Consider the following 12,975-nt stretch of genomic DNA (forward strand, 5'->3'; position numbering starts at 1 on the left):
ATGATAGAATGTTAATAGCATCGGTTGGCGAGGTACAAACCGTGTATTTCTTGTCAGCCGATGCCATTTGTAATGAACCAATCAGAGAAGAGTTAGGGGGTTAAGAGATTCATGGCTTTCAAAAGCAGCAGAAAAGTCACAGCAGGGGTCTTAGCGGCAGCAATGCTTGCCGGAACATTTTTAACAGGTTTTACATATCAGGATGGAATCGGAAATGTTTATTATGAAACGAAATCAGAAATCTACAATGATACATATTTCTATGAACAGCTTGCCGGTCACAGCGTCAATGGGATTGAAAGAGCTTACTACGTTCATGCGAATACTGCAAATACGGATTTAATTCCTTACGTATTCGAAGGGGAAGTAACTGGGATGTATACCATGAATACCATGGTAAGTACATTGGAAGCACAAGGATATAAGGTCGTGGCCGGTATCAACGGTGACCTTTATGACATGGCATCGGGGACACCCAAAGGTCTTACAATACATAATGGTAAGGTGAAAACTTCAGGATATGCTCCGGAGTACGTCATATCCTTTAATCATAATGGAGAAGCCACGTTGGAAAATGTCAATGTGGGCTATACCCTGAAAGGAACAATCAACGTTCCTACCGTTGTACCGGTAGATCAAGTGGTAAACCAAACGATGACCGATCCAAATGTACAGGCAAATAATGGACAGACATCAGGCGGCACGGTAGATCAGACGCTTCAGTCTGCCGCTGCAGGAGCAACACAGACTATTTATGTTCCCACGGAATACACGGCACAAATCGGATATTTCAATGTGCCCCACGGCGGCGCCAAAGCACTTCATTTATTTAATAGGCAGTATGCTTCTTCCACAAAGACTTCCCAAACCTCGGTTGAAGTAATTCTGGATGCAGGGTCTGCGGAATATGCAGAACCTTCCGTTGGTGGAACCATTACGGCTACTGTTGTGGAAGTGAGAAACGGAAATTTCAATACGCCCATCGGAGACAACCAGCTGGTGCTCTCCGCTGCGGGTGACTCGCCCTATGCGGTACCCATATCTCAGCTCGTTCCCGGCAGTACAGTAGAAATTTCTGTGGACGATTGGAGCGGCGGTAATCTGAGAAATAGTGCGGAAGCTCTAGGGGTTTATTATGTTCTGTACAAGGATGGACAGTATGTAACACCAGGCACCAATGTGAATCCGCGAACAGTCATCGGTATTAAGCCTGATGGAAGTATTCTGCTTTATGTTTTGGACGGCAGACAGGCGAACATTTCTGCTGGCCTTGGTTTGACCGATGTTGCGAAGCATTTGGTGGCTCTTGGATGCACAACCGTTGTGAATATGGATGGTGGGGGTTCTTCCGTCATCAATGCCAGAAAAGGCGGGCTTGATGCAAACGCAATTCAGAAGAACTCACCTTCCGGAGGTACTCAAAGAAAAACAACCAATGGACTACTTCTCGTATATAAAGGAGGCGGCGGTTCTGAGGCGGAAAATCTTCATACCTACGCAGCGCAGCCTTTGGCCATGCCGGGAGCGGATATCCAGCTTACGACTTACGCTACCAATGAAAGCTACGAACCCGTTAGCCTTCGGAGAACGGTAGAATACACTATGGATAACGATGATACAGACAGCACTGTTGATCAGAATGGACTGTTCACCGCAGGAAGTTCCGCCGGAACTGCTACCGTAGCGGCTGAGAGCGGAAGTATTAAGACAACAGTTCAGATTGGTATTGAAAAGGATATTACCTTTACGACCAATGTTCAGAATCTGGTCATTGATCCAGGCAAAACATCAGATGTCAATGTGACTGCGAAGTTTGGATATGCTCCGATTGCCAGCAAGGACAGCCTATATAAATGGAGCTGTGATCCGGCTATCGGAACCATTGATGCAAATGGACTCTTTACGGCGACTTCTGAATCAGGGCTAGCAGGAAATATTTATGTGGAATATAACGGAACGATTAAAACCATCCCGGTTCAGGTAGGAGCATCCGTCGTTGATTTTGCGGATACAAATACCCACTGGGCGAGAGAATATATTGGCAGGCTGGCTGCAAGGGGAATTGTAAATGGTATGGGAAATAACTATTACCTGCCGGATGACTCTCTTACAAGAGCGCAGTTCCTGACCATGCTTGCAAAGACCATATATGGCCTTGATACCAAACAGACAGTGGCGGCTGGCTTTACAGACGTTCCTGAATCAGAATGGTTCTACAGCTACGTAAATTGGGGCTTTGCGAACGGCATTGTAAAGGGTATCGACGAAACAACCTTTGCTCCGAATGAAAAAATCACCAGGGAGCAGATGGCCATCATGATGAACAACTTTGCGAATTATACCAGTTTGGTTCTTCCTGAAACCAACACAAGTGTAAACTTTACGGATGCTGCTGTGATCAGTCCATGGGCAACGGAATCCGTAACCAAGATCGTATCCTCAGGCATCATGGGCGGCTATCCGGAAGGAAATTACATTCCTCAGGGAAATGCAACGAGAGCAGAAGCGGCTACTGTAGTTTATAAGATGATTAATATCAGAGACAACATCGCAAAAAATAAGTAGCAAAAGTTTTTCTACAGCCAGCAGCAGGATTGCTTGCGGCATCAGAAAGAATCCGTTATAAATGAGCACCCCTAAACATAGAATGTTTGGGGGTGTTTTTATGAAAAGTAACAAGATTTTGATTTCCGTTGTTTTCATAGCCGTGTTCGCTTTATTTCTGTATCAGGTGATTTCTCTGGGATCGATCCTGATACAAAATCATTCTGCCATGCAGGAAGAGGGCGTTGAAACCCTTTCGCCGGATGAAGTGGGGATCGTGATCCGAAATGGACTACCCAACAGCAACCAGCTTGTTTTGAGCTGCAATGTGGATTGGGGAGAAGAAGTGATCCCAGACATGCTGAAGATCCTGAAAGATAATAATGTTAAAATCACCTTTTTCGTAAGCGGCAGATGGGCAAAAAACAATCCTGAGCTGCTGAAGGAAATGTACCAGGAAGGCCATGAGATCCAAAGCCACGGTTACAATCATAAACTTTGTACACAAAACTCTGTTGAAACAACAAAAGACGAAATATTAAAGACAGAAGCGGTTATACTTGATATATTGGGAGTTAAAACGAATGTTTTTGCTCCGCCGTCCGGAGATTATGATCAGACTACCGTCGATCTTTGCAAGGATCTGGGGTATAAAATGGCTCTCTGGAGCGCCGATACCATCGACTGGAGAGAAGGTTCCACAGCTGACGTGATTAAAGGCCGAATCTTGAAAAAACAATTAAACGGTGCCATTGTTTTAATGCATCCCAAAGCGGAAACCGTCAAAGCTTTGCCGGATCTGATCAAGGAGATTAAAGGGCGGAATCTGGAGATAGTGCCTCTTTACAGGCTGTCCTATTAAAGCTATAATAAAAAGATGCAGCGTAGGATTGAATTGCAAAAAGAAAAAGGAAAGTGGTAAACATAATGATAATAAACAAAACATTAAATTGCGGTGTTCGCATTGTAATGGAGGAAATACCATACGTAAAATCAGTTTCGGTCGGCATCTGGGTCAGAGCTGGTTCTGTGGATGAAACTCCGAAAAACTCTGGTATTTCCCATTATATCGAACACATGCTCTTCAAAGGAACTGAAACAAGGAGCGCTAAGAAGATTGCTGCAGACGTGGACAAGATCGGTGGACAGATCAACGCGTTCACTGGGAAAGAAGCGACTTGTTACTATCTGAAGACCTTGGCAGCAAACATTGATCAGGCTGCCGACATCCTGATTGATATGTTCGTCAATTCTAAGTTTGACGAGGAAGAGATGGATAAAGAAAGACGCGTTATCTGCGAGGAAATCAAAATGATTGAAGACTCACCGGAAGATGATGCACATGATATTATCAGTGAATTGGTTTTTAAAGGCAATCCTCTATCAAAATCCATCATCGGGACCCCGAAATCCCTATCGGGAATTACGAGAAAAACCATCAAGAAATATATAGATGAAGAATACACACGCGATAATATTGTCGTCTCCATCAGCGGCAGCTTTGATCAACAGCATGTTTGTGATCTTTTTGAAAGCAAGCTTTGCCATTTGAATGAGAATAAGACGACAAAATCTTATGATACAACAGCATATCAGCCTAGTTACAAGGTTAAAATTAAGGACATTGAGCAGTCCCATCTTTGTCTTGGATTAAAGGGCCTTGCCTTGGAGGATGAGCGATACTATTCTCTGTTCCTGCTGAACAACATCATGGGTGGAAGTATGAGTTCAAGACTGTTTCAGAATATCAGAGAAGAGAAGGGCCTTGCCTACTCTGTTTATTCGATGGCAAGTTCTTTCAGCCATACGGGATATTTCAACATCTATGCGGGAGTAAGCCATGACAAGGTAAAGGATGCCATTCTTGGAATCCAAGATGAGCTGAAGCTTTTAAAAGCCCATGGTATTACCCAAGATGAACTGGAGACGGCCAAGGAGCAGATGAAGGGCAGCTATATTTTCAGTCTGGAAAATGTAAATGGAAGAATGTTTTCCATCGGTAAAAATATGCTCCTGCTGAATAAGATCTATACTCCGGAACAAGTCCTTGCCAGTATAGATGGTGTTACCATGGAGGCGGTGACGGAGGTTTCAGAATTGATTACTGATATTCACAATTATTCAGGAGTGCTCATCGGCAGAAATAAAGTGGATCTGAAGAAAATCCTTCAATCGTAGTAACAGGAGAATTTCTTTGAAAGTAGAGATAAAAAAACTGAGGGAAACAGCGATCATTCCATCCAGAGGGAGTGAGTATGCAGCAGGTTATGACCTGTTTGCAAATTTGGATTCGCCGCTGGTAATTCCGGCTCAAACGACAGTGAAAATCGGCACAGGCTTGTCTGTTGCGATTCCGGCAGGATATTTTGGCGGAGTATTCGCAAGAAGCGGTCTTGCTTCAAAACAGGGTTTGCGTCCAAGTAACTGTGTTGGTTGTGTTGACAGTGATTACCGGGGAGAGCTGATCGTTGCCTTATATAATGATTCGGCGGAGAATCAAACCATAAATCCCAATGACCGAATCGCCCAGCTGGTGGTAATCCCATTTCTTACTGTTGAATTCGAAGAAACAGAAGAACTGGGCGAAACCGTAAGAGGTGAAAACGGCTTCGGCTCAACTGGCATCTAATTCAGCTGATGATTAAATAACCGATTATCTGATTCAGCTCCGGATTGACTAACTGATTATCGAATTCACCTCAGGATTGACTAACTGATTTATTGTAATTTAAGTTAAAAAATATAAGCCTGTTCCATTGAATTGCCCTCACTGGAACAGGTATTTTTTGTTTCTGCAATTCTCATCAGGAAAGTGCTCTGAGCATTTGACTTATTGGCCACTTGTTTCATATACTGTAGTATTAAAACTAGGAGGTTGACATGATGAACAAGGAGGAGAGCTCATTAACGGCGGGCAAAAACGGGCCTGTGCTGTTGCAGGACATTCAGCTCATTGGCAAGTTGTCCCGCTTCGTGAGGGGGAACATACCGGAGAGGGTGGTCTTTGCAAAGGGAGCGGGCGCACATGGTTACTTCAGAGTATACATGCCGATGAGTGACTTTACCTCGGCGGCATTTCTTCAGAATCCCGAAAAGAAAATCCCCGTATTCGTCAGGTTTTCAACGATGACTGGCTCAAAAGGCTCGGCTGACACGCTGCGTGATGTGAGAGGTTTTGCGACGAAGTTCTATACGACTGAAGGAAACTACGATATGATATGCACCAGTCTTCCTGTCTTTTTTATTCGTGATGCAATGCAATTTCCCGAGCTCATGCACGCACTCAAACCATCGCCGAAAACAAACCTGACCGAGCCTGCACGGTTTTGGAAATATATTTCGGAAACACCCGAAGCTACCCATATGGCAACATGGCTTTTTTCCGATAACGGGACATTGAAAAGTTATCGTCATATGGAAGGTTATAGCATGAATACTTACATCTGGGTGTCCGAAAGCGGCATGCGTCAATTTGTTCGTTATCACTGGAAGCCCTTGCGTGGAATAAAGAATATTTCAAGGCAGGAGGCAGAGTTTCTGGCAGGTTTTGATCCGGATGCAGCAGCCAGAGATCTCAGCGATTCTTTGGAAAGCGGTGAATTGACCGAATACGAGCTGAACGTGCAGCTTATTCCCTATGAAAAGCAGAATCAGTATGACTTTGACATCCTTGATGCGACAAAATTGTGGCCGGAAGAAAAAGTGCCTCTCATGAAAGTGGGGAAGATGACGCTCGCAAAAGCTCCTGAAGATTATTACGAAGAGGTGGAGAAGGTTGCGTTTTCCCCGGCAAACATCGTTCACGGCATAGAATTTTCCTTTGATCGTTTGCTACAGGGCAGTATCTTCGCCTCTTTGGAGGCCAACAGACATAGGCTGGGCAGCGACTTTGATCAGATTCTTGTGAACCAAACAAAATTTGCGGTAAATTATGCCGCCCTTGAACGAAGGGCACTTTACCCGCCGCTTGCCATTGAGGGCTCTGTTGATCGAGGTCCAAGTCCCAAGGGGGACGACTTTATCCAGGCGGGTGAGCGTTATCGTTCACTGTCTCTTAAGGAGAGAGATCGTCTCGTTGATAACATTTTGGATCATTTGATGTTTGTTGAGGATGACATTCAAGAAAAGGTAGTTGGATATTTTACACAAGCGGATGCGGATTTTGGAGCCAGGATCGCAAGAGGACTTGATTTTTAAGCCGAAATGGCAAGAAAATGGATTTTAAGCTGAGATGGCATGAAAATTGGAACTTACAGGATCCTTCAAAAGGGCTGCTATAGTCAAAAAGGGCCCGGTCTGGGCCCTTTGATTATTTTCTACTGATTCTTTAGAGAATATTTTGGACAATCTCACGAAAGACAGCCGTATGTTTGTCAATGTCTTCTTCCGTGGTCACTGCAGTAATCAGAGCCATGTTGTGGAAGGGAGTCATTAATATCCCTCTATTCAAGGAGGCAAGATGCATATATTGGTCCAGTTCGAAATCCACGGCAGCCTCTGCTTCTCCACCATTCTTAGCAGGCTCTTTTCGGAACCAATATTCTGTTCTGCAGCCTAATTGGGTCGTGTTCCACGGAAGATCAAATTCATTGATGACGCTTTGGACTCCTTCGTTGAACTTAGTTGCAAGGGGGATGTTTCTCGCATAAAAATCTTCAGTCAGAACTTCACTGAGTGTGGCTTTCATTGCATGCATGCTCAGAGCATTTGCAGCCAATGTTCCTCCGATGCCGCCGATATCACACAGTTCATAGGGAATTGCCTCAGCTACGCGATCACCAAGCTCCTGTGAGAATCCATAAGCCGCACAAGGGATCCCCGATGCGATGGTTTTTCCGACTACTACAATATCCGGCTGCAAATTGTAAGCCTTGGTATAGCCGCCTACACCGGTGCAGATGGTATGGGTTTCGTCAATGATGAGAACGGCGCCGTATTTCCTGGTCAGTTCTCTCAGCGCATCGTGATAACCGGGCTCGGGATGAACGATACCACAATTGGTCATAACAGGCTCAGCCAGTACGGCAGCAACATCACCTTTTTTCAGAGCTTCTTCCAAAGCGGGAATGTCATTCCATTCGATGATTCTGGTTGTTTTCCCCGGATCTACCTGCGGCCCCAGATTGCCAGGTTTGGCGACGGTATTTCCGTTTTCATCCATGATGGCTACGGTCTCATCAACCGTACCGTGGTAACACCAATTGTACGCGATGATCATAGGTTTTTTGGTAACCTGCCTTGCAAGCCGTAACGCAAAGCGGTTTGCATCTGTTGCGCTTGTTGAGAATTGCCAGTATTTCATCCCAAACCTTCTGGAAAGCTCTTCACCGCACCAGATGGCATCTTCTGTCGGAAGCATAAAAGTGGTTCCTTGTTTTACATATTCAGTAATTGCCTTGACGGAAGCCTCCGGAGCATGACCTACCATGGAGCCGGTATCGCCCAGACAAAAGTCGATATAGTCATTACCGTCTACATCCTGAAAATGAGCACCTTTGGCGCTGGCAACGCATACCGGATAACTACCGGCCCATTTGACCATCCAATTCATGGGAACACCCTGAAGCAGGCTTCCCTTTGCTCTTTCATAAAGTTCCTTTGATTTTGGATGGGATTTCTCAAAGAGCTGAAGCTCCTTCTCATATTGTTCTTTTAATTTTTCCTTATGAATCATTGGATTAATCCTTTCCTACCATAATACTTTTGATAACGGCTGTGGCGTAATTTATCATCAAACATCATCTCATCGGCAGTCAGCGTTCTGACTGATGCTCTGCTCTGGTTTTACCACTGTAATTTTATTAAGCAATAGTTGTGCCATTTTTTTATGCAATTTTAAAAACTCTTGTAATCCTGTAGATTCAAGGGTGGCTTTGAAGACTTAGTATCGTACGCATGAATTATTTTCTGTCAAATATGAAAACATAATTATTAAGATTGACAATTATGTAATTGTAATTTTTGCTTCAAGAAAAAGGAAATTGTCTTTACTAAAATATCGATGAAAGGTAAAATAAGATAAATTATTTGTTCGGTTTTTAGGAGCTTTTGCTGAAGCTTGAAAGATAAGTTCCTGTTTGGAGGGTTCCATGATATTAAGAGAAGATCTTGAAAAAAGAGAATATGATATGTTGTCACCTTTTGCTGCGAAAGCTGCCGAAACAAAAGGGCGGCAGTATGAAGAAGCGAAGTGCGATGTGAGGACGGATTATCTAAGGGACAGGGATCGAATCGTCCATTCAAAGCCTTTTCGCAGACTGATGCATAAGACTCAGGTGTTTTTGGCACCGGAGGGTGATCATTTTCGGACACGACTTACCCATACGCTGGAAGTATCACAGATAGCCAGAACCATAGCCAGAGCACTCGCTTTAAATGAAGATCTGACAGAAGCTATCGCTATGGGTCACGACCTTGGGCATACTCCCTTTGGCCATAACGGAGAGAATTTTCTGAATGAAAGGCATCCTGGAGGGTTCAAGCATAATGTGCAAAGTTTGAGAGTGGTTGAGGTGCTGGAATCCAGCAGCCGAAGACAGGGAAGGGGAATGAACCTGACGTTTGAAGTCAGGGATGGAATCTTGAATCATACTGGAAGTGCGGTACCAGTAACCATGGAGGGGCAGATTGTCAAAATCAGTGACCGAATCGCATACATTAATCATGATATTGACGATGCGGTGCGCAGCGGCGTAATTCAGGAATCCGGACTTCCCAAGGACTGCGTTGACGTGCTGGGGCGTGATCACAGGGCTAGAATCAATACTCTGGTGCTGGATCTGATTCGCAACAGTGCTGGAAAGGACCGGATTGTCATGAGTGAGGAATGCCGATTTTATATGGATAAGCTGAGAAATTACATGTTTGAAAATGTTTATCACAGCCGGATCGTTAAAAAGGATGAAGAGCTGGATAAAATTAAAAATATGATTTTCAGTCTATATAACTATTATGAAAGCAATATACAGGCATTACCTGAGGAGCGCCGGGACATGATTGATGAATTCGGAGTGGATGAAGTCGTTAAGGATCATATTGCAGGGATGACAGATCGGTATGCGCTGAATCTGTTTCATGAGCTGTTCGTTCCCAAAGGCTGGCGCTAAATAGTTCCTTTATATGGAAATATAAAAATGTATCATTAATACTGACGAACCCTGACGAATATTGTTTTACTTAGGGGATACGTCCTTATTCCAACATTAGAAGCCGCCTTTGAAAATTACAGGATCTTCACACTCCATTATTTATAAAATATTTTCATAATAAAAAAAGGAATGTCGCTACTTTTGTCGAATATATATAAGTATTACTTTGTGGTTTTTTTGAAATTACAAGTTACAGTGACTTAAAAGCGGGGATAAAAGTGGGTGCGGGATTCAATGATAACATCGTTGACGAAATAAAAAGCAGGTGTAATATTGTCGATGTGATCGGTCGCCATGTGGTTCTGAAAAAAGCAGGACTCAATTATAAAGGCGTCTGTCCTTTTCACAATGAAAAGACACCTTCTTTTGTTGTTTCTGAAGCAAAACAAATCTTTACCTGTTTTGGCTGCGGAGCTACCGGTGATGTGATCGAATTCGTTCAAAAGTATAATAATCTTGATTTCCACGGTTCAGTGGAAAAACTGGCTGATGAATACGGAATCGAAATCAAAAGCGCTGGCTTTCATGCTGAGAAGGAAAGAGCAGCATTATATGAAATTAATCGTGAAGCTGCCGCGTATTTTTATAGGGCATTCGCAAAAGGATCAAATCCGGGACTGGAATACATGGCAAAAAGAGGTCTTGATGCGGCTACTTTAAGAAAATTTGGCATCGGTTACGCTGATGCGGAATGGGACAGCCTGTATCAATATTTTTTGAGCAAAGGAGCAGATCCAAAGACACTTTTGGAGCTGGGCCTGATATCCAATTCCAAGGATCGCTACTATGATAAGTATCGGAACAGAGTAATCTTTCCAATTATCAATACGCGGGGTAAAATTATTGGATTCGGTGGCAGAATTCTTGGTGACGGTACGCCCAAATACCTGAATTCACCAGAATCCACAATATTTTTAAAGAAAAATAACCTGTACGGATTAAACTTGACAAGACAGGATATAAATAAAGAAAATTATGTAATTCTTGTTGAAGGTTATATGGATGTGATTTCACTGTACCAGCACGGAATCCGAAATGTATCGGCATCTCTTGGGACAGCGCTGACAGAAAATCAAGCAGCTATGCTGAAACGGTATACCGACAATGTGATTCTGTCTTATGATGCAGATGCAGCTGGACAGGCTGCGGCACTGCGTGGACTTGATATCCTCCATAAATCCGGCTGCAAAGTCAAGGTGCTTCATGTGACAGACGGAAAAGATCCCGACGATTTTATAAAAAAGAATGGGAAGGACGAGTTCCTGAAATTGGTTCATGATGCGATGTCTTTTGCTGATTACAAAATTCATATCTTAAAGCAGCGGCTGGATATGAATACTACTGAGGGAAGCGTTGAGTTTTTGCAGGAAACAGCGAAGATTTTACGGGAATTAAGCCCGGTAGAAGCAGATATTTATATCAAAAAAATTGCCAGGGAAACAAAAATTTCTGAGGGGGCTATAAGACTAGAAATTAATGGCAATAATAATAGCGATCATGGAAGGAATCCTAATATTATAACGGTTCGTGAGCCGATGAGAAATCAGCAAACTGCCGTGAGAACCGCTGGAACCGGAACCATGATTGAGCGATATCTGATTAAACTGATGCTGCAAAAAAGCAGTTTTGTCAGAAAGATAAAACCCTATGAAGAAATATTTAGAAGTCCATCAGCATATAAAATCTATGAATTGATTTTATCTGTATATAAAGATGATGAAGAGATCGACATTAAGAAGCTTGAAGATAGTCTGGAAGAGGAAGATAGTCGTCTGCTTCATGATATTATTGAAAACATTCAGTTTGCGGACAAGGAGGATCAGGTCTTCCAGGATTGTGTTTATCGGATTCATACGTCCCATCTGAAAAAACGGGAAAAGGAAATTATTCAGATTATGTCTATTTTGGATGACGAGAAAGATCGGGATAAAATCGAAACCCTGACAATAGAACTGATTGAGATTCAGAAAGAAAAAAACAACAGAAGGTAGGTGGTTTGCATGAGCTATGAAGAAGGACATGAAGATAAAAAATTTGAATATGTAAACGAATTATTGGAGAAGGCAAAAAGTAAAGGTTCCATATCATATAGAGAAATTTCAGATTACCTGGAGAATATTGATATGGATAAGGATCAAATGGACGATCTTTACGATTCCTTGATTTCCATGGGTATTGAGATCGTATCCGAGGTTGATCCTGACGATTTTGAGATCATTGCTCTGGAACACGAAGAAGACGTGGATGTCTCATTGGATGACATAAATCTTGAGGGTGGCGAAATCGATCTTGAGGCAACGCTGCCAAAGGGAATCGCAGTTGATGACCCCGTTAGAATGTACCTGAAAGAAATCGGAAAGGTTCCGCTTCTTTCGGCAGAAGAGGAAATCGACCTTGCGAAGCTCATGGAACAGGGGGACGACGAGGCAAAAAAACGACTCTGCGAAGCCAACCTCAGATTGGTAGTAAGCATTGCTAAACGTTACGTCGGAAGAGGCATGCTGTTCCTGGATCTGATCCAGGAGGGAAATTTAGGATTAATTAAAGCGGTAGACAAATTTGACTGGAGAAAAGGATATAAATTCAGTACATATGCTACCTGGTGGATAAGACAGGCCATTACCAGATCCATAGCGGATCAGGCAAGAACCATTCGTATTCCGGTGCATATGGTGGAAACCATCAACAAACTGATTCGTATCTCAAGACAGCTGCTTCAGGAGTATGGGAGAGAACCCACTCCGGAAGAAATTGCTGCCGAGATGGATATTTCCGAGGAAAAGGTTCGGGAAATACTGAAGATTGCACAGGAACCTGTCTCTCTTGAAACACCAATCGGAGAGGAAGAAGACAGCCACCTGGGCGACTTTATTCCTGACGATGATGTTCCGGCACCGGCAGAAGCTGCGGCTTTTTCCATGCTGAAAGAGCAGCTTGTTGAAGTGCTCGACACCCTGACCGACAGAGAGCAGAAGGTACTGAAGCTCAGATTTGGTCTGGACGACGGACGTGCGAGAACGCTGGAGGAAGTAGGCAGACGGTTTGACGTCACCAGAGAACGAATCCGGCAGATCGAGGCGAAGGCACTTAGAAAGCTGCGGCATCCAAGCAGAAGCAAGAAATTAAAGGATTATTTGGAATAGTCAACACGTTTTCTTGGTTTTGTAGAATCATTTCACGATAGCAAAAAGTACACATCATGGTTTTTTGAGGCTCTATAATAAATGTTGTGGTGTTTTAGAAATTAAAATGCCACAGCATTTTGTTTTTTGCAAAAAAGATA

Annotated in this window: 9 protein-coding genes; 8 read left to right on the top strand and 1 reads right to left on the bottom strand. The window is 43.3% G+C overall.

Annotated elements, in window-relative coordinates; translation table 11 throughout:
* Positions 1 to 111 precede the first annotated feature (111 nt).
* The 5 genes from FRZ06_04065 to FRZ06_04085 all read left to right on the top strand — a co-directional run bounded on the left by FRZ06_04065 (position 112) and on the right by FRZ06_04085 (position 6,741).
* Positions 112 to 2,565, top strand: a complete 2,454-nt coding sequence (locus FRZ06_04065; protein ID QOX62577.1) for a hypothetical protein — start codon at positions 112 to 114, stop codon at positions 2,563 to 2,565.
* A 61-nt stretch (positions 2,566 to 2,626) separates the two neighbouring features.
* Entirely contained in the window at positions 2,627 to 3,406 is a 780-nt protein-coding gene (locus FRZ06_04070; protein ID QOX62578.1) for a polysaccharide deacetylase family protein, read from the top strand.
* A 65-nt stretch (positions 3,407 to 3,471) separates the two neighbouring features.
* A complete protein-coding gene (locus FRZ06_04075) occupies positions 3,472 to 4,722 on the top strand; it encodes an insulinase family protein (GenBank protein QOX62579.1) in 1,251 nt (416 codons plus the stop codon).
* A 16-nt stretch (positions 4,723 to 4,738) separates the two neighbouring features.
* Positions 4,739 to 5,173 carry a dUTP diphosphatase gene (locus FRZ06_04080; GenBank protein QOX62580.1) on the top strand — a complete coding sequence of 145 codons (435 nt, stop codon included), beginning with the start codon at positions 4,739 to 4,741 and terminating at the stop codon, positions 5,171 to 5,173.
* A gap of 251 nt (positions 5,174 to 5,424) precedes the next feature.
* A complete protein-coding gene (locus FRZ06_04085) occupies positions 5,425 to 6,741 on the top strand; it encodes a catalase (protein ID QOX62581.1) in 1,317 nt (438 codons plus the stop codon).
* Positions 6,742 to 6,871: 130 nt separating this feature from the next.
* Here FRZ06_04085 and FRZ06_04090 read toward each other — a convergent pair whose 3' ends face one another.
* Complete coding sequence (locus tag FRZ06_04090; GenBank protein ID QOX62582.1) at positions 6,872 to 8,218, bottom strand: aspartate aminotransferase family protein; 1,347 nt, start codon at positions 8,216 to 8,218, stop codon at positions 6,872 to 6,874.
* 415 nt (positions 8,219 to 8,633) lie between these two features.
* On the opposite strand from FRZ06_04090, the gene FRZ06_04095 reads away from it, so the two are divergent.
* The 3 genes from FRZ06_04095 to rpoD all read left to right on the top strand — a co-directional run bounded on the left by FRZ06_04095 (position 8,634) and on the right by rpoD (position 12,835).
* Positions 8,634 to 9,650, top strand: a complete 1,017-nt coding sequence (locus FRZ06_04095; GenBank protein QOX62583.1) for a deoxyguanosinetriphosphate triphosphohydrolase — start codon at positions 8,634 to 8,636, stop codon at positions 9,648 to 9,650.
* A gap of 224 nt (positions 9,651 to 9,874) precedes the next feature.
* Complete coding sequence (locus FRZ06_04100; GenBank protein QOX62584.1) at positions 9,875 to 11,683, top strand: DNA primase; 1,809 nt, start codon at positions 9,875 to 9,877, stop codon at positions 11,681 to 11,683.
* A 9-nt stretch (positions 11,684 to 11,692) separates the two neighbouring features.
* Entirely contained in the window at positions 11,693 to 12,835 is a 1,143-nt protein-coding gene (gene rpoD / locus FRZ06_04105) for an RNA polymerase sigma factor RpoD (protein ID QOX62585.1), read from the top strand.
* The last annotated feature ends 140 nt before the right edge of the window (positions 12,836 to 12,975 follow it).

This window comes from Clostridiales bacterium, assembly GCA_015243575.1.
GTDB classification, from domain to species: Bacteria; Bacillota; Clostridia; order Peptostreptococcales; family Anaerovoracaceae; genus Anoxybacterium; species Anoxybacterium hadale.

Coding starts and splice junctions, on each gene's coding strand:
- FRZ06_04065 (QOX62577.1), top strand. CDS start 112: ATGGCTTTCAAAAGCAGCAGAAAAGTCACAGCAGGGGTCTTAGCGGCA.
- FRZ06_04070 (QOX62578.1), top strand. CDS start 2,627: ATGAGCACCCCTAAACATAGAATGTTTGGGGGTGTTTTTATGAAAAGT.
- FRZ06_04075 (QOX62579.1), top strand. CDS start 3,472: ATGATAATAAACAAAACATTAAATTGCGGTGTTCGCATTGTAATGGAG.
- FRZ06_04085 (QOX62581.1), top strand. CDS start 5,425: ATGATGAACAAGGAGGAGAGCTCATTAACGGCGGGCAAAAACGGGCCT.
- FRZ06_04090 (QOX62582.1), bottom strand. CDS start 8,218: ATGATTCATAAGGAAAAATTAAAAGAACAATATGAGAAGGAGCTTCAG.
- FRZ06_04095 (QOX62583.1), top strand. CDS start 8,634: ATGATATTAAGAGAAGATCTTGAAAAAAGAGAATATGATATGTTGTCA.
- rpoD (QOX62585.1), top strand. CDS start 11,693: ATGAGCTATGAAGAAGGACATGAAGATAAAAAATTTGAATATGTAAAC.